This window comes from Trinickia sp. NRRL B-1857 (assembly GCF_050470685.1).
Taxonomy (GTDB): Bacteria; Pseudomonadota; Gammaproteobacteria; order Burkholderiales; family Burkholderiaceae; genus Trinickia.
The window spans coordinates 3,621,409-3,638,163 of record NZ_JBFLUK010000001.1 but is presented as its reverse complement, the minus strand read 5'-3'; the positions used below and the strand labels follow the sequence as shown (position 1 = coordinate 3,638,163).

Sequence of the window (16,755 nt, the reverse complement as noted above, 5' to 3'; positions counted from 1 at the left end):
GGCGTTCGTTTCGCCGAGGAAACCCGCGAGCCTATCCTCGGATGATGACAGTGCCGTGACAAATGTGACACTTCGGTCTGAACTTAGGCCGCCCCGGGTCCCAAAAAGGGAGAAGTACGATGCGAGAAAGCTTTGGCTCACATGTCCGAATCGAAGCATCTGACGGGGGTGTCGCAACAATCGTGCTCGACCGGCCCGATCGGAAGAACGCCGTAGACGGTCCGACCGCCGCGGCGCTCGCCGACGCGTTCGCGCGTTTCGAGTCCGAGTCCGCATGGCGCGCCGGGGTATTGTTCGGCGCGGGCGGCACGTTCTGCGCAGGGGCGGATTTGACGGCCATGAACGACGAAGGCCGCCGCAACGCGGTGCGTGAGGACGGCGGCGGCCCAGGCCCGATGGGGCCGACCCGGATGATGTTGTCCAAGCCCGTCGTGGCCGCGATTGCCGGTCACGCGGTGGCGGGCGGCTTAGAGCTCGCGGCCATGTGCGACCTGCGCGTGGTGGAGGAAGATGCCGTGCTCGGCGTGTTTTGCCGGCGCTTCGGCGTGCCGCTGATCGACGGCGGGACGATTCGCTTGCCGCGCTTGATCGGACTTTCGCGCGCGCTCGATTTGATTTTGACGGGGCGGCCCGTGCAGGCCGAGGAAGCGCTTGTGATCGGGCTTGCCAATCGCGTGGTCGGCAAAGGCGAAGCGCGCGCGGCAGCCGAGGCATTGGCCGCCCAATTGGCCGCGTTGCCGCAAGCGGCGCTGCTCGCCGACCGGCGCTCGGCCATCGAATACAGCCCGCTGGACGATTTGGCCGAAGCGCTGCGCCGCGAGGGCGCCGGCGGCTATCGCGCGGTCGTCGACGAAGGGATCGCCGGCGCGGCCCGCTTCACCGCGGGCGCGGGACGCCACGGCGAGCCGGCCGGCGGCAACGGCGCCGGCCAACCGTAGCTGCCTAGACGCCGCGCTGCCCTCGGCGCTCGCTTAACCCCGGGCCGGCAGGATCTTGCCGACGCAGGTACCGAAGCCCACACGATAGCCGTCGCCCTGGCACCAGCCCGCGAGCGTGAGTTCGTCGCCGTCGACGATGAAGGTGCGAGTGTCACCGTCCTCGAGCGTCAGCGGCCGCGTACCGTTCCACGTGAGTTCGAGCAGCGAACCGAACGAATCGGGTGTGGGCCCGCTGATCGTACCCGAGCCCATCAGATCGCCCACGCGCGTGTTGCATCCCGACACCGTGTGATGCGCAAGCTGCTGAGCCATCGTCCAGTACATATGCTTGAAGTTCGTGCGAGCGATCGTCGTCGCTTCGTCCGCGCCGTCCGGGCGCAGCTTCACTTCGAGCGAAACGTCGAATGCGTGTGCCCCGGCGTGCCGGAGATAAGGCAACGGCTCCGGCGTCTGCTCGGGCTGCGCGACGCGGAACGGCTCGAGCGCGTCGAGCGTCACGATCCACGGCGAGATCGTCGTGGCGAACGTCTTGGCGTTAAATGGCCCGAGCGGCACGTACTCCCACTGCTGGATGTCGCGCGCGCTCCAATCGTTGAGCAGCACCATGCCGAAGATGTGGTCTTCGGCCTCTTCGCAGGCGATCGCCTCGCCCAGCGCGTTGCCGCATCCCACGATGAAACCGGTCTCGAGTTCGATGTCGAGCTTGCGGCAGGCGCCGAAGACGGGACGCTCCGCATCGGGCAGCTTCAATTGCCCCATCGGCCGGCGCACGCTCGTGCCGCTGACGACGACCGACGAAGCGCGGCCGTTGTAGCCGATCGGCATCTCGGACCAATTCGGCAGCAACGCATTCTTCGGATCGCGAAACATCGTGCCGACGTTCGTCGCATGCTCCTTCGACGAATAGAAGTCGGTGTAGCCGGGAATGTCGACCGGCAAATGCATCGTCGCACTTTGCATCGGCACGAACACGCGCTCGCGCAACGCCGCGTCGTCACGCAGCGTCGGACATGCCGCATCGAGCAACTGGCTCAATTGGATCCGTACGCTACGCCAGGCGTCGCGCCCGAGCGCGATGAACGCATTGAGCGATGCGCGGGAGAAGACGTCTTCGTCGGCATCGATCTCGAGCCGGCCGGCTGCGCGCAGCGCCGTCAGATCGACGATCCAATCGCCGATCGCGACGCCCGCGCGCGGCCTCGGATTACGCACGTCGCTGAAGATGCCGAACGGCAGATTCTGGATCGAGAAATCGCAGGCCGGGGCGTTTGCCGACTCGAGCCAACTGCGCTTGGCGGGGTCGCGCGTTTGCGCGAGCGCTTTAGAAAAATCTTGGGTCATGCTTATGGCCGCTCCGGATTGAAATGCTTAGCCAAGCCTTGCCAGCACTCGAAATAGTTCGCTTGCAACTCGGCGCTGCCGAGCGCGAAGCGTGTAGGTTTGAGCAATGCACGCGTTTCGAACATGAATGCGAGCGTATCGCCGACCTTTTGCGGCTTGCTCGTATCGATCGCCGACGCCTTCTCGAACGTACCGGCATCGGGGCCGTGTCCCGACATGCAGTTGTGCAGGCTCGCGCCGCCGGGCACGAACCCTTCGGCCTTGGCGTCGTACAAGCCGTGCACGAGTCCCATGAATTCGCTCGCGACGTTGCGGTGGAACCAAGGCGGACGGAACGTATCCTCGCCGGCGAGCCAGCGCGGCGGAAAGATCACGAAGTCGATGGCATCGACGCCCGGCGTATCGCTTTGCGATTGCAGCACGAGAAAGATCGACGGATCCGGATGGTCGAAGCTGATCGAGCCGATCGTATTGAAGCGGCGCAGATCGTACTTGTACGGCGCATAGTTGCCGTGCCATGCGACGACGTCGAGCGGCGAGTGGCCGATGTCGGCGCGCCACAGATTGCCGTTCAGCTTCGTGACGAGTTCGAACGCCCCCTCCCGATCCTCGTAGGCCGCATGCGGCGTGAGGAAGTCGCGTGGATTGGCGAGCCCGTTCGAGCCGATCGGACCGAGATCGGGCAGCCGCAACAACGCACCGAAGTTCTCGCAGACATACCCGCGCGCCTGACCGTCGAGGAGCGTCACCGAGAAGCGCACGCCGCGCGGCACCACGGCGATCTCGCACGGCTCGACCTCGAGCACGCCCATTTCGGTGGCGATCCGCAACCGCCCTTCCTGCGGCACGATCAACAGTTCGCCGTCGGAGTTGTAGAAGAAGCGATCGACCATCGACCGATTCGCCGCATACAAGTGAATCGCGCAGCCGGACATCGCCTCGGCCGCTCCGTTACCGGCCATCGTGACGAGGCCTTCGACGAAGTCGGTCGGCTCGGCCGGCATCAAGAGCGGATCCCAGCGCAATTGGTTGGGCGGCGTGGCCGGCGTCTCGGCGAAGTTCGCGACGAGCCGCGACTGCGCCGCACCGCTGCGCGCGACGAACGGCTCGAACGGCCGATGCACGGCGGCGGGCCGGATGCGATAGAGCCACGTGCGGCGGTTATGCGCGCGCGGCGCCGTAAAAGCTGTGCCCGAGAGCTGCTCGGCGTAAAGCCCATAAGGCGCGCGCTGCGGCGAATTGCGGCCGACCGGCAGCGCACCGGGCAGCGCCTCGGTGGCGAATTCGTTCGCGAAACCCGACTGATAGCCGGGCTGCGCGTCGCGGCGAGAGACGTCTTGCATGACAGGGTTCTCCGTTAAACGATGAATCGATGCGAGTACCGCGCGGCGGTTAGACGGCGGCCGGCGAACCGGCGCGCCGAGCGCGCGTCGCACCCGCAAGCGCGATGACGAACAAAGCGGAGCACAGCACGGGCACGGCGGCGGCGCGGAACAGCGCGGCATCCGTCCATTGCAGCGCAATCAGTTGCCCGCCCACGAGCGGCCCGAGTACCGAGCCCACGCGGCCGATGCCGAGGCTCCACCCGATGCCTGTCGAGCGCAGTGCCGTGGGGTAATACTGACCCGCGAGCGCATTGACCGCGGGCTGGCCGCCGACGACGCAAAAGCCGCCGGCGAAGACCGCGACGAGCAGCCATGGCAGCACGTGCGCCGCGCTGCCGATGAGGCCGACCGATACGGCGGCGCAAGCGAACGAGACGAACAGCACGCGCACGAAACCGTAGCGCTCGATGAACCAGCCCAAAAGCAGCGTGCCGATGACGCCGCCCGTTTGCAGCGTCGTACCGACGAGCACGGCCGTGCCGGGGCTATAACCCGCGGCGCGCATGACGGTCGGCAGCCAGTTCGAGAGGAAATACAGATCGATCAGGTTCATGAAACTGATCGCCCACAGCAGCAGCGTGACCGGCGCGCGGCCGGCGCGAAAGAGTTCCGCCACGGGCGCGCCGCCATCGTTACGTTCGAGTACGACGAGCCGTGTGGCCGGCCCGATGGACAATGCGGGATCGAAGGCCGCGAGCCACGCCTTGGCTTGCTGCATGCGTCCCTTGAGCACGAGGAACTGCAACGACTCGGGCAGCGCGAACAGCATCGCAATGCCGAGCGCGAGCGGCACGGCGCCGCCGACATAGAACACCGATCGCCAGCCGTAGCCCGGAATCAACGCGGCGCTGACGAATCCGCCGAGTGCGGCCCCGACTGTAAATCCGCACGAAATCAACATCATCCGCTTCACGCGGTGCGCCTGCGGCGAAAACTCGCCGACGAGCGCCATCGCGTTCGGCATGATGCAACCGAGCCCCAGACCCGTGACGAAGCGCAGCCCGATCAACTGCGGGATCGTCGTGACGAACGGCGTGGCCAGCATCAGCGCGGCAAATGCGAGCGTCGCCCCAATTAGTACGGGCCGGCGGCCGATACGATCGGCGAGCACCGACAAGCCGAGCGCCCCCAGCAGCATGCCGAACAGGCTAGCGCTGAAGACCGGCCCGAGCGCCGCCTTCGAAACATGCCATTCGGCGATCACGCTCGGCGCCACATAGCCCATTGCTTGCGCGTCGAAGCCGTCGATGACGAGCGCGAGCGCCGTCAAGGCCAGCAGCATGAAATGAAAACCCGGGTGGTGCTTCCCGTCGAGCACCCGTTCGACCTCGATGATGTCGGCTTGCGCCGGCTCGCTGCTCATCGTTTCCGTCTCCTTTTTCGTATTTGCGTCGATATCGCCGCGCGTCGATCCGTCGCGCGACGGAATTTACGAATAGTAAAACGGATTACGCATCGTTAAATCAACGTAAACCCCGATAGAACAATGGCCGGTACTGTCGATATAAGTAACGAGCTGATGCCGATGACGCGCAGCCTGGTACTATCGTCTGCGTGCCTTCTTCCCCCTCGATGATCCCGCCAACCATTCCCGCGCTCGTTGCGCGAGCCGCCGATCACCCCGCCTTGCGCGAGCACCTGTCGCTCGACGAGCGCGAGCAGGTGGCGTTCGCATGCTTCCGTGACGTGCGGCTTCAAAGCGCCTATCAGCCGATCTTCGATGTCAGCATGAGCGGCATGCAGACGCTTTGGAGTTCCCCCGACGAGGCCGATCGGTTCGGCGACGAACTCGGTTTTCAGGCCTTGACCGAGCGCGCGGACGGTGAGGCTTTCGATCCGTTCGACACCGTTTGCGACGACCACGAACTCGTCACGCTCGATCGCCTCGCGCGTACGCTGCACGCCGTCAATTTCTTCGGTGCCCAGCGTCACGGCATGCTGTTTCTGCGCGTGCACGAGCGGCTGCTCAAGAGCGTCAAGTACGATCATGGGCAGCATTTCTCGTCGGTGCTGATGTCGTTCGGGCTCAATCCGACGCGCGTGATCATCGAGTTGCCGAGCGCCGCGGTCGCGCATCGCACGTTCCTCGGCTACCTGACCAACAGCTACCAGCGCTATGGCTTCAAGGTGGCGGGCAATCTGCCCAATGCGGGGCACATCTTGTCGGTATCGGACATGGCCCGGCTCGACTTCATCAAGATCGACGGCGGCGCGGTGCTGCGCGATGCGATGGCCAAGCCGTTGATTGCCTATGCCAACCGGCTCGGGATTCCATTGATCTTCGATCGCGTGGCGACCGGGGCGCAATTCGACGCGCTGTCCCAATTCGGCGCCCGCTTCGTGCAAGGCCCGCTGTTCGAGCCGAAGAAGGCTTGCGTCGCGCGTTGACGGCGTCGGTTATCGATTCCGATTGATACGGGATCGTCGCGGTGCGGCTCGTGTCAGCGCGCCTGACCCAAGCGCCGCGCCAATGCGCGCAAACGCGGGCCGACCCGCTCGCGAAACACGTCCTCCCCCATCGATGAAGCCGGCCCGCTGCAACTCAGCACGAGCCAGCGCCCATCGCGCGGATCGCGAAACGGCACAGCCACGGCGTTGACGTCGTCGTGCCAGTCACGGAACGAATAGCAGCACCCATCTCGGTCGAACGCCGCGATCTCGCGCCTTGCCGCCGCTAGCGCTTGCGCCCCGGATTCGCCCGCATCGGACCTCGCATCTGCCCCACCCCCGGCGCCGCTCGTTTGCAATTCAGCGAGCAGCGCCTCGCGCTCCTCTTCGCCGATCACGGCCAGATAGGCGCGCCCCATCGAACTCGTGAGCATCGAGAGCCGAGAACCCGACGCGAGCCCCAGCGTCAGCGCGGTTTCGCTGCGAATCGTCTCCAGATAAATCATATCGAGGCCGTCGCGGCAGCCCAGCGAGACCGCCGCCCCCACCTCGCGCGCCAGCGCGCGCATGTGCGGCCGCGCCAACTCGAGCGTATCGGTGCCGGCCAGCAAACCGAAGCCGAGCGACAGCACGCCCGCATCGAGCGCGTACTTGCCGAGCGTTTCGTCGAGACGCAAGTAACCGAGCACCGTCAACGTATAGGCGAGCCGATTGACGGTTGCCTTGGGCAGGCCCGTCCGCGCGACGAAGTCGCGATTGCCGAGCAAGGTGTCGCCCGGCCGGAACGCGCGCAGCAGTTCGAGCCCGCGAGCCAGCGCGACGACGAATTTGCGGTCGTCGATGTCCGCCGAGAGCGGTTGCACCTCGACGGCGGAAACGGGAGAGGAGACAGCGGTGGATGCGCGCATCGGTGGGTGTTAAACTCGGTCGTCGATTGCAAAACAGTGTTCCGCATAGCGGAACTTTAGTCAAGCGTGGAAAGGAGATGACGATGGCCGACGCCGCCCGGTTTCAATGGGACGACCCGCTGCTGCTCGATCAGCAGTTGAGCGAAGACGAACGGATGGTGCGCGACGCCGCGCGCGCGTATGCGCAAGACAAATTGCTGCCGCGCGTCACTGAAGCATTCCGTCACGAGCGGACCGACATCGAGATCTTTCGCGAAATGGGCGAACTCGGTCTGCTCGGCCCGACGATCCCCGAGGCCTACGGCGGTCCGGGATTGAACTACGTCAGCTACGGCTTGATCGCGCGCGAAGTCGAACGTGTCGACTCCGGCTATCGCTCGATGATGTCGGTGCAGTCTTCGCTCGTCATGGTGCCGATCTTCGAATTCGGCTCCGAGGCGCAAAAGGCGAAATATCTGCCAAAGCTGGCGACGGGCGAATGGATCGGCTGCTTCGGGCTGACCGAGCCGAATCACGGTTCCGATCCGGGCAGCATGGTGACGCGCGCGCGTAAGGTCGACGGGGGTTACTCGCTCTCGGGCGCGAAGATGTGGATCACGAATTCGCCGATTGCCGACGTGTTCGTGGTCTGGGCCAAGCTCGAAGAAAACGGCACCGATTCGATTCGAGGCTTCATCCTCGAAAAAGGCTGGAAGGGGCTCACCGCACCGGCCATCCACGGCAAGGTCGGCTTGCGCGCATCGATCACGGGCGAGATCGTCCTTGATGAAGTCTTCGTGCCGCAAGAGAACATGCTGCCCAACGTAAGCGGTCTGCGCGGCCCGTTCACTTGCTTGAACTCGGCTCGCTACGGGATCGCTTGGGGCGCACTCGGAGCAGCCGAGTCGTGCTGGCACACGTCGCGCCAGTACGTGCTCGATCGCAAGCAATTCGGCCGGCCGTTGGCGGCCAACCAGTTGATTCAAAAGAAGCTGGCCGATATGCAAACCGAAATCACGCTCGGCTTGCAAGGCGTGCTGCGCCTTGGACGTATGAAGGACGAAGGCACCGCGGCGAGCGAAATCACCTCGATCATGAAGCGCAACTCGTGCGGCAAGGCGCTCGACATTGCGCGACTCGCGCGCGATATGCTCGGCGGTAACGGCATTTCGGACGAGTTCGGCGTTGCGCGCCATCTCGTCAATCTCGAAGTCGTGAACACCTACGAAGGCACGCACGACATCCATGCGCTGATCCTCGGCCGAGCGCAAACGGGGATTCAGGCCTTCTTCTAATCACGTCAGACGAAACGCCGCGTATCGAGCGTCGACCGGCCGCGTACCCCATCGGTGCGCGGCCGGTTTCGCATTGGGCCGCAGTGGGCCACCTCGGCAAGCCGAGCGTGGCGCTTTTGTAATTTCGCGTTGCGCCCAAGACACTTTCGATCTCTTGACCTACGTCGAATTGCCGGAGCTTCGCGCCTGCATACTATGAGCGCGACACCAGGAACGATTCGTGCGGAGCGCGAACTATACCGCGGCGCACCGCCGATCGACCTATCTTTGGTACGATGCACGCGTGCACGATACAAGGGGGCTCTAATGTCAGAAGTCAACAAGGAGAGATTGATGTCCGATATCAGAACCGTCCTCGCAGACGCCGAGGACCTTTTGAAGCAAGCGGCGAGCGCGACAGGCGAACGCGCTTCCGAGTTGCGCGAAACCGCGCTGGGCCGCTTGAAACAAGCGAAGGAAAAAGCGGCCGACGTCCAAGTCGTCGTCGTCGAAAAAGGCAAGAAGGCCGTTCGCGCCACCGACGACTACGTCCACGAGCATCCGTGGACGGCCATCGGCATCGCCGCGGGCGTGGGCGTGGTGGTCGGACTGCTCATCAACCGCAAGTAACCGCGCCCGCGCGCGAAGGGCGGCCCGCGTCCTTCTTTCCAGCGGGCTTTTGCCGAGCATGGTCGGGGCCGAGCAAGCAGCGCTCGGCTCGGCACCGCCAATGCCGGCCGTCGCATTGCATGCTTTTTCGCCAATCCATGCCAAACGATACGCATTCGCAGCATGCCGGCCATGGGCCGCTGCGCCGCATGATCGCATCGGTGGTCGCCCTGTTTCATGCGCGCCTCGAGCTGATCGGCATCGAACTGGCCGAGGAGCGCGAGCGCATCATCGCCGTGATCTTCCTCGGGCTCGTCGCCGCGATGTTCGCGATGATGGCGCTCATCAGCTTGACCGCCCTCATCGCCGTTGCCTTTTGGGACACCTACCGCTGGCAAGTGCTTGCCGGCATTACCGGCGTGTACGCGATCGGCGCGTTGATCTGCGCCCTACGCGCACGTAGCGGATTGCACGCGGCGCCGATCGTGTTCGAAGCCACGTTGCACGAATTCGAGAAGGACCGCGATATGTTCCGCGAACCGTGACGAATGCCGTGCCGCGAAGCGGACTTCACCTGCCCGATCGCGCCGCGCGCCTCGTGACGATTCCCGGCCCTTTGCGATGAAAGAGACTGCGCCCCTATGAACCAAACCACCTCGTCAAGCTCGGCACACCGCAAGCGCTCGCCCGTGCGGAACCCGAGCACCCCGCAGATGCGCGCGGTCCGTAAGGAGTTGCTGTTGCTGCGCGCCGAGGTCGAGCGTGCAGAATTCATCCAAGCGCGCGCGGAGTTGCACCAGAAATTCGCGAACCTCAGTTGGATCAAGCTGTTCATCCCGGGACTGGGCGCTATGCGCGCCAAACGACCGGGGCGTGGCGCGAACGCCTCGATCAGCGATTGGCTCTTCCAGCATCCGCTTGCCACCTCGCTCGCGTCGCTGCTATTGCGCAAACCGTTGCGCGCGACGGTCGCGGCCGGCGCCAAGCCGTTGTTCAAATGGGGGGCCCTCGGCGCCGCCGCATACGCGGGATTGCGCGCATGGAGCCACTTCTCGCGGAAGCACGAAGGCGCTGACGAAGCAAACGATTGAACGTAGGCGTCGGAACTTTAGGTTTGGTTTGGGCCGCGTGCTAGAGCGCGCGGCCCGCCCAACAGCGCTCGACGGCCGCGCCTCCGAGCGCTGGGCTCAAGTTCGAGCGGATGCCGAGCCCATCGAGCACGAACGTCCCGCAAGCGTCGCCTCGCATTGGGCCATCGGCTTGCGGAATCGCTTTGAGTTCATATCCCCCACTCGCTTCGCCCTCTAACGAGAGTTCCAATCGATAAACGGCCTTCCCGTGCGCTGGAACGCGCTCGAGGACGGGTGGCAAACGAGGGGGCGTCGATAACGAGAGCGGACGAGCGACGATATATTGCGCGGCGCGATGCAAAGCGACGACCGCGTCGGTCCGGTGGCCTCGGGCCGCATAGGCGCGATAGGAAGGTACCGCATAGGAAGCCAGCACGGCCACCATTGCGAGCGCGACAACCAGTTCCAGCATCGAGAAGCCGCTCGCCCGAGTGCGGTTTATCGGCATCGACGGCGATCGCAGAGCTCGCCGGACAGCGCTCGATACAGGCACATACGCAGCGCAAGGCGATCGCGCGCCTGAGATTGTCGTTCTATGCATTTCCGTCCTGATCCATTTACTCTAGTCGCCGGTCATCGGTCATCGGTCATCGGTTCATAGCCGATACCGTCGGCGGCTATTCGTACTAGTTCACGGCCGGCGGCGACACGATGCGCCGCCAAGCCTGCCCCTCGCGGCCCGCGTCCTGCACGATCGTCAATTGAAGCCACGCTTGCGTCGATTCGAGCGCGCCGAATCCGCGCGCGGTAATCCAATACGCTTGCCTGTCGGCAGGATTTTCTAGCGCTGCGGCTTCGATTAGGCATTGCGGCGTTCGAGCCGAGCCGGGCCAAGACGGCACAGGTTCATATGCGGCGCCGTGCTCGAAGGCCCGGCTCTCCGTCCAGTGCGCCCGCGCTCCGTATCGGGCCGGCAGCACCGGCGCGATGCCCGCCCGCCAGTCGCGTACGCATAGCACGAGTGCGCCGTCCGCCGCCTGTGTCGCCCGCAGATGCTCATGGATGTTGGCATCGAAACGGCTTAGCGCCATCGACGCCTCGAGCCATACCGCCGCCGTCGTCAGCATCATCGAGACAAGCATGAGTGCGCTCGGCAATGCCATGCCACGATCGCGGGCACACGAGCGATGACTAGCCGCGACGCCGGGATCGATACATAAACGTGAGCTGGCGATTGTTGCGAAGGTGGTGCGCTTCACCTCGCGCTCGACGCGCGCGTTGCATCGCCGTTGCGCCGGCCTTCGTTCGATCGTCATAGCGCCGCTTCGGGATGATTGCGCACGACGACGCGGCGCGTCAGGGCCAACCTCTGCCGCCCGTCGTAGCTCGGCACGTACTGGCCGTCGCAGCCGACGAACCCCCTGGCGCCCGCTACACGCCGGCCGCGCGCGACGACACATAGCTCGACCGCGACCACAGTGGACCATTGCATCGGCGCGAGGGCGAGGGCGACGGTGCCGGCCCGCACAGGCCCATCGGCCCCCGGCAGCCAATAGCCGATCTCGATTCGATCGATTCCTTCGACGACCGGTTGCGGCGGACGCGCGCCTCCGTTGCCGGCGCAATACAGTTCCGGCTCGCCGCGACGCGGCGGCTGCGCCACATAGAACTGATTGACGATCGTCGCGTGGTCCCCCTGTCGTGCCACCGCTTGTCCAAGACAATCGGTCGGCTCGCCCGACGCCCCGCGCCAGGTGGCCACCGCATCGTCGACGTAACGCACGACGATGCCGTCCGAGTTGGCGCGAACGCCGCTATCCGGCACGCAGCCCAATTCGTCGGGTGCGCTCCCGACGACAAGCCGCGCGGACCGACAACCGAATACGCCCGGCGTCACGCGCCCGCGCAGCGCGCTCTGGTCGGCAGGCGCATACCCGGCCATTTGGATTTGCTGTCCGAGAAGTAGCAGCGCGGTCGCTCCGGCCTCAACCATCCGCGCAGCGTCTACCGCGCGCTCGAACGATTCGCGCTGGCCTCGATAGAGCGTCAAAGCGCCGGCCAGTACGCTCAACCCGAGCGCAGCCGCGATCAGCCATTCCAGCAGCGCATGGCCCGCTTGCGCGCAGGACCCGCATCGCCTCGCTCCCGGCGAGTGTATCGAACGGCCGAGCGAGGCGCCGATCATTCGTCGCCCACGAACGGAAACGCGACGCAGCGCGTCGACGCTTGCTCCCCGCCCTTTGCGCAGGGACCGGCCGTGGGCAGCCGCTCCTGCGACGCGCCCTCCCGCCAATGCACGACGATCGCGCGGACATCGCGAGCCTCATCGATAATGTCCACCTGCCCTCCCTTCAGGGCCTGTGCTGCTTGCGCTCGGGAATACTCGAACAAAGTCGAAGACCCCTCGGGCAAGCGCATACCTTCGGCGATCGATGCGGTCAGCCACGTAGCATGGGCATACCGCATCTGCGCATCGACGTCACGCAAGGCGGCAAGTTGCGCCGCGGCGACGCCGAGCAGGGATACGGCGAGTAGCGACAACGCGACGAGCACCTCCAGCAACGATGCCCCGGTGCTGCCATGTGTATATCGACGAATCGCGTTCATGCGCCGCGCCGCCCGTCACAGCTTCCTCGCTCGAGTCGCGCTCGCCCACCGGCCGCGATGCGGATGCACCGGCGCAAGCCTTCGCCATCGTTTGGCGCGATGTTGCCGGCCGCCGCAAGTTCAAACTTGCGGAAGCCACCGATTACCTGACCCGCAGGCGGCGTGAATTCGACGTGGCCCGATCCGGCGGCAATGGACACGCCCGACACACGCGGGTAGACGCGTAGCGCTCGGCCCGAGCGCCCACGCTCCGAGACGACGGCCCAACCGCACGACCAACCTTGCGGTCCCCGCGCGCACGGATGTGCATTCGGCACGCAGCGAGCGGTAGCGTCGACGGGACACACCACGACGCGGCCGCCGTGGGCGATCGCCTCGCCCCGCGCTAACGTGAGGCTCGCGAGCAGCGCTCTAGCCGCACCGTCCACGCGATCGCGCGCCTGCCAAGCAGAGAACATCGGCGCGGCAACCATCGCGGACGCTGCCGCGAGTACCGTCACGACGAGAAGTTCGACAAACGAAAACCCGCCGCAGCGGATTGTTGAGCATGGCCACGTTAAGCGAAGTCCGCCCCCGCGTCCACGCCCGAATACGTCTTGCATCTTGCGTCGCTCCCGTCATCGGCACCATGCCAATCTAACGGGTCTCAAATCGACGCACCATCGTCCGTTCGGCCTAATGGCGCGCGAAAGCGCCTGCGGCCGACAATGGCGCATTCATCGTTCGCAACGGGAATATGAGCGTGTGGAGCGTGTGTGAAACGGACAACGGAAAACGGATCAGCGCTTGCGCGTGGGCTTGTCTTGCTTCGGCCGGCGAAACTCCTCGATCACATCCTCGAAATCGGATACGTCTTCGAAGCGCCGGTACACGGAAGCAAACCGCACGTAGGCGATCTTATCGAGCGCAAGCAACTCGTTCATCACAAGTTCGCCAAGCCGCTCGCTGCGAACCTCTCGCTCTCCGCTGCCGAGCAATTGGTATTCGATGCGGGCCACCGCCGCATCGATCGCCTCGGCGGAAACGGGACGCTTGCGCAATGCGAGCCGCATGCTCGCGGCAATTTTGCGGCGGTCGAACTCGCTGCGGCTGCCATCCTTCTTCACCACCGCCGGCAACGTCAGCTCAACCCGTTCGTACGTCGTAAAACGCTTGTCGCAGGCTGGGCAACGCCGGCGCCGCCGAATGGCGGCGCCGTCCTCGGATACGCGGGAGTCGACGACTTGCGTATCTTCGTGCCGGCAGAAGGGGCAGCGCATAGCCGATTAGCCGTAAACGGGGAACCGCTTCGTGAGCTCGCTCACCTGAGCACGCACACGCTCGATCGTAGCCGCGTCTTCCGGGTTCTCGAGCACGTCGGCAATCAGGTTGCCCACTTGCTCGGCTTCCTTCGGGCCGAAGCCGCGCGTCGTCATTGCAGGCGAGCCCAGACGAATACCGCTCGTCACGAACGGCTTTTCCGGATCGTTCGGGATCGCGTTCTTGTTGACGGTGATGTGCGCGGCGCCGAGCGCTGCCTCGGCGGCCTTGCCCGTGATCTTCTTCGCGCGCAGATCGACGAGCATCACGTGGCTTTCCGTGCGGCCCGACACGATACGCAAACCGCGCTTGACGAGCGTTTCGGCCAGCACGCGCGCGTTTTCCACGACCTGCTGCTGATACGTCTTGAATTCCGGCGAGGCCGCTTCCTTGAACGCCACCGCCTTGCCGGCGATCACGTGCATCAACGGGCCGCCTTGGATGCCCGGGAAGATGGCCGAATTGATCTGCTTTTCGTACTCGGCCTTCATCAGGATCACGCCGCCGCGCGGGCCGCGCAGGCTCTTGTGCGTGGTCGTCGTGACGAAATCCGCGTGCGGCACCGGGTTCGGGTACACGCCCGCTGCGATCAAGCCGGCATAGTGCGCCATGTCGACCATCAGATACGCACCGACCGACTTCGCGATCTTGGCCAGACGCTCGAAGTCGATCTTCAGCGCGAATGCGGAAGCGCCCGCGACGATCAGCTTCGGCTTGTGTTCTTGCGCCAGCTTCTCGGCGGCGTCGTAATCGATGTCTTCGGCCTCGTTCAGCCCGTAGCTGACCACGTTGAACCACTTGCCCGACATGTTCACGGGCGAGCCGTGCGTCAAGTGGCCGCCTTCGGCCAGGCTCATCCCCATGATCGTGTCGCCGGGCTTGAGCATCGCGAAGAACACGCCTTGGTTAGCCTGCGAGCCCGAATTCGGCTGTACGTTCGCGGCGTCGGCGCCGAACAGCGCCTTCACGCGATCGATCGCGAGCTGTTCGACGACGTCGACATATTCGCAGCCGCCGTAATAGCGCTTGCCGGGATAGCCCTCGGCGTACTTGTTCGTCAATTGCGAGCCTTGGGCGGCCATCACGGCCGGGCTCGTGTAGTTTTCCGACGCGATGAGCTCGATGTGCTCTTCCTGGCGGTGGTTTTCCTGCTGGATGGCGTTCCAGATTTCAGGATCGACGTTAGCGATGGTGCTTTGGGCTCTGTCAAACATACGCGTTCCGTTAAGGGTGTACAGGTTGGCCGAATCGTGCGCGGGACACGTACAGGTCGTACGCTTGCGCTGCTGGCGGTGGGCCAGCCCAGACGTGGCGGAAGATTCCGTTGCGTGGGCGAGACAACCGCTGGCGACGCAAACAACGGCGCACCATCTTTCGGCTGCCCAGGCGAACGGCAAAACGGCACCCTGCGCTTCACGGTGGGTCGCTCCACCTTGACCCCGAAGGGCTTTATCGCCAGTCACGCAGGGATGAGCGCGTTAGTTTATGTGAAGCGCACCCAATAGGCAATTGGCTCCCTTTGAGATGCACCGCGCTCAGCCCGTCTATCGCTCGGGTCGGCCGGGGCGGCACCACGCAAACGCCCGATTGGCGGGGCTGTCCAAGCAATTTCGAGTCCGGTTGGCACATCCGGTAAAATGCCGGGCCATGAACCAGCCAACCAGCCATCGCGGCGTGCAATTCAGCTTCGATTGGCCGATCCGCGTCTATTACGAAGACACCGATGCGGGCGGCATCGTCTTTTTCGCGAACTATCTGAAGTTTTTCGAGCGGGCGCGCACCGAATGGCTGCGTGCGTGCGGCATCGATCAACGCAGGCTCGCCGAGGAGCACGGCATCGTCTTCATCGTGAGTCAGACGGCCGTGCAGTACCGCGCGCCGGCGCGGCTCGACGACGTTCTGACGATCGCGAACCGCATCGAGCGTCTGGGCAAGGCGAGCGTCGAATTCGTGCAGGAGGCGCGGCGCGACGGCGTAACGCTCGCCGTCGGCACGATTCGGGTCGGCTGCGTCGAGCTCGCCACGCTCAAGCCTGTCGCGTTGCCTGTTTCGGTTGCCGATGCGCTGCGCCGCGATCCGCGAGCATTTGCAGAGGGCGTGTCAACGGCAAACGCCTAATTTCCGTTGAGGACTACGTCGATGAACTAGTATCGTGCCGCTCGATACCAAACGGGGTTCCGCCTTGATGCATCAACGCTTTCAAGTGGCCGACTATTAGCCTTTGCGTACCTTGCAGGGACCTCGCCGTTCTGACGCATAAGCACACTTTTTATGAATAACGCACAAGATTTGTCGATCATTTCCCTCGTCCTGAACGCGAGCGTGCTCGCGCAAGCGGTGATGGGGCTGCTGCTGCTGCTCTCGCTGATGTCGTGGACGTTCATCTTCCGCAAGTGGTTTGCCATCCGGCGGGCGCGAGCGCAAACTGAACAATTCGAGCGGGATTTCTGGTCGGGCGGCGATTTGCAGGCGCTCTATCAAAGCGCAGCCAACAACCGGCATACGATCGGCGGGCTCGAGCGGATTTTCGAGTCGGGCATGCGTGAGTTCTTGAAAGGCAAGGAGCGGCGGATCAACGATCCGGGCGCCATCCTCGACGGTGCGCGCCGCGCGATGCGCGCCGCCTTCCAGCGCGAGATGGACGTGCTCGAGGCCAACCTCGCCTTTCTCGCATCGGTGGGTTCGGTCAGCCCATATATCGGGTTGTTCGGTACGGTGTGGGGGATCATGAACGCGTTCCGCGGTCTGGCCAACGTGCAGCAAGCGACGCTTGCGAACGTGGCGCCCGGCATCGCCGAGGCGCTGACGGCGACCGCGATCGGCCTGTTCGCGGCGATTCCCGCCGTGGTCGCCTACAACCGCTACGCGCACGACATCGATCGCCTAGCGATCCGCTTCGAAACGTTCATCGAAGAGTTCTCGAACATCTTGCAGCGCCAGGCGCATTAAGGAGCACG

The 16,755-nt window shown here is 64.6% G+C and carries 19 protein-coding genes and 1 riboswitch; of the genes, 8 read left to right on the top strand and 11 right to left on the bottom strand.

Annotated elements, in window-relative coordinates; translation table 11 throughout:
• The first annotated feature begins 119 nt into the window (after positions 1-119).
• Positions 120-938: a crotonase/enoyl-CoA hydratase family protein gene (locus AB1286_RS16245; protein ID WP_430364229.1), complete on the top strand. Its 819-nt coding sequence runs from the start codon at positions 120-122 to the stop codon at positions 936-938.
• Between the two features lie 33 nt (positions 939-971).
• On the opposite strand, the gene fahA is transcribed toward AB1286_RS16245, so the two are convergent.
• From fahA to AB1286_RS16230, 3 genes are read right to left on the bottom strand one after another with little or no spacing between them, the layout of a single operon-like run.
• Positions 972-2,279, bottom strand: coding sequence for a fumarylacetoacetase (gene fahA / locus AB1286_RS16240; protein WP_430364228.1), 1,308 nt, complete (start codon positions 2,277-2,279; stop codon positions 972-974).
• A gap of 2 nt (positions 2,280-2,281) precedes the next feature.
• A complete protein-coding gene (gene hmgA, locus AB1286_RS16235) occupies positions 2,282-3,622 on the bottom strand; it encodes a homogentisate 1,2-dioxygenase (RefSeq protein ID WP_430364227.1) in 1,341 nt (446 codons plus the stop codon).
• Positions 3,623-3,671: 49 nt separating this feature from the next.
• Positions 3,672-5,027 (bottom strand): MFS transporter, encoded by a 1,356-nt coding sequence (locus AB1286_RS16230; RefSeq protein WP_430364226.1) that lies wholly within the window; start codon positions 5,025-5,027, stop codon positions 3,672-3,674.
• Between the two features lie 209 nt (positions 5,028-5,236).
• Between AB1286_RS16230 and AB1286_RS16225 the strand changes: the two genes are divergently transcribed.
• Complete coding sequence (locus AB1286_RS16225; RefSeq protein ID WP_430365089.1) at positions 5,237-6,052, top strand: EAL domain-containing protein; 816 nt, start codon at positions 5,237-5,239, stop codon at positions 6,050-6,052.
• A gap of 53 nt (positions 6,053-6,105) precedes the next feature.
• Here the strand turns inward: AB1286_RS16225 and AB1286_RS16220 are convergent, their stop codons facing one another.
• Complete coding sequence (locus AB1286_RS16220) at positions 6,106-6,960, bottom strand: IclR family transcriptional regulator (RefSeq protein WP_430364225.1); 855 nt, start codon at positions 6,958-6,960, stop codon at positions 6,106-6,108.
• 83 nt (positions 6,961-7,043) lie between these two features.
• On the opposite strand from AB1286_RS16220, the gene AB1286_RS16215 reads away from it, so the two are divergent.
• The 4 genes from AB1286_RS16215 to AB1286_RS16200 all read left to right on the top strand — a co-directional run bounded on the left by AB1286_RS16215 (position 7,044) and on the right by AB1286_RS16200 (position 9,913).
• Entirely contained in the window at positions 7,044-8,234 is a 1,191-nt protein-coding gene (locus tag AB1286_RS16215; protein ID WP_430364224.1) for an acyl-CoA dehydrogenase, read from the top strand.
• Positions 8,235-8,540: 306 nt separating this feature from the next.
• Positions 8,541-8,843 (top strand): DUF883 family protein, encoded by a 303-nt coding sequence (locus AB1286_RS16210; protein ID WP_430364223.1) that lies wholly within the window; start codon positions 8,541-8,543, stop codon positions 8,841-8,843.
• 137 nt (positions 8,844-8,980) lie between these two features.
• Complete coding sequence (locus AB1286_RS16205; RefSeq protein ID WP_430364222.1) at positions 8,981-9,367, top strand: phage holin family protein; 387 nt, start codon at positions 8,981-8,983, stop codon at positions 9,365-9,367.
• A 96-nt stretch (positions 9,368-9,463) separates the two neighbouring features.
• Entirely contained in the window at positions 9,464-9,913 is a 450-nt protein-coding gene (locus AB1286_RS16200) for a DUF3318 domain-containing protein (RefSeq protein WP_430364221.1), read from the top strand.
• Positions 9,914-9,953: 40 nt separating this feature from the next.
• Here the strand turns inward: AB1286_RS16200 and AB1286_RS16195 are convergent, their stop codons facing one another.
• From AB1286_RS16195 to glyA, 7 genes are all read right to left on the bottom strand, one after another.
• A complete protein-coding gene (locus tag AB1286_RS16195; RefSeq protein ID WP_430364220.1) occupies positions 9,954-10,400 on the bottom strand; it encodes a type IV pilin protein in 447 nt (148 codons plus the stop codon).
• 178 nt (positions 10,401-10,578) lie between these two features.
• Positions 10,579-11,055: a pilus assembly PilX family protein gene (locus AB1286_RS16190; RefSeq protein WP_430364219.1), complete on the bottom strand. Its 477-nt coding sequence runs from the start codon at positions 11,053-11,055 to the stop codon at positions 10,579-10,581.
• 149 nt (positions 11,056-11,204) lie between these two features.
• Positions 11,205-12,077, bottom strand: coding sequence for a PilW family protein (locus AB1286_RS16185; protein WP_430364218.1), 873 nt, complete (start codon positions 12,075-12,077; stop codon positions 11,205-11,207).
• Positions 12,074-12,499, bottom strand: a complete 426-nt coding sequence (locus tag AB1286_RS16180) for a hypothetical protein (RefSeq protein WP_430364217.1) — start codon at positions 12,497-12,499, stop codon at positions 12,074-12,076. The genes AB1286_RS16185 and AB1286_RS16180 overlap by 4 nt, the downstream gene beginning before the upstream one ends.
• Positions 12,496-12,999 (bottom strand): pilus assembly FimT family protein, encoded by a 504-nt coding sequence (locus AB1286_RS16175; RefSeq protein WP_430364216.1) that lies wholly within the window; start codon positions 12,997-12,999, stop codon positions 12,496-12,498. The genes AB1286_RS16180 and AB1286_RS16175 overlap by 4 nt, the downstream gene beginning before the upstream one ends.
• Before the next feature lie 279 nt (positions 13,000-13,278).
• Complete coding sequence (gene nrdR / locus AB1286_RS16170; RefSeq protein ID WP_430364215.1) at positions 13,279-13,758, bottom strand: transcriptional regulator NrdR; 480 nt, start codon at positions 13,756-13,758, stop codon at positions 13,279-13,281.
• Positions 13,759-13,764: 6 nt separating this feature from the next.
• Positions 13,765-15,012 carry a serine hydroxymethyltransferase gene (glyA, locus tag AB1286_RS16165; protein ID WP_430364214.1) on the bottom strand — a complete coding sequence of 416 codons (1,248 nt, stop codon included), beginning with the start codon at positions 15,010-15,012 and terminating at the stop codon, positions 13,765-13,767.
• Positions 15,013-15,171: 159 nt separating this feature from the next.
• Positions 15,172-15,271: riboswitch (ZMP/ZTP riboswitch) on the bottom strand.
• A gap of 174 nt (positions 15,272-15,445) precedes the next feature.
• Here glyA and ybgC point away from each other — a divergent pair.
• Positions 15,446-15,916 carry a tol-pal system-associated acyl-CoA thioesterase gene (ybgC, locus tag AB1286_RS16160; RefSeq protein WP_430364213.1) on the top strand — a complete coding sequence of 157 codons (471 nt, stop codon included), beginning with the start codon at positions 15,446-15,448 and terminating at the stop codon, positions 15,914-15,916.
• A 153-nt stretch (positions 15,917-16,069) separates the two neighbouring features.
• Entirely contained in the window at positions 16,070-16,747 is a 678-nt protein-coding gene (tolQ, locus tag AB1286_RS16155; RefSeq protein WP_102647856.1) for a protein TolQ, read from the top strand.
• Positions 16,748-16,755: the final 8 nt, after the last annotated feature.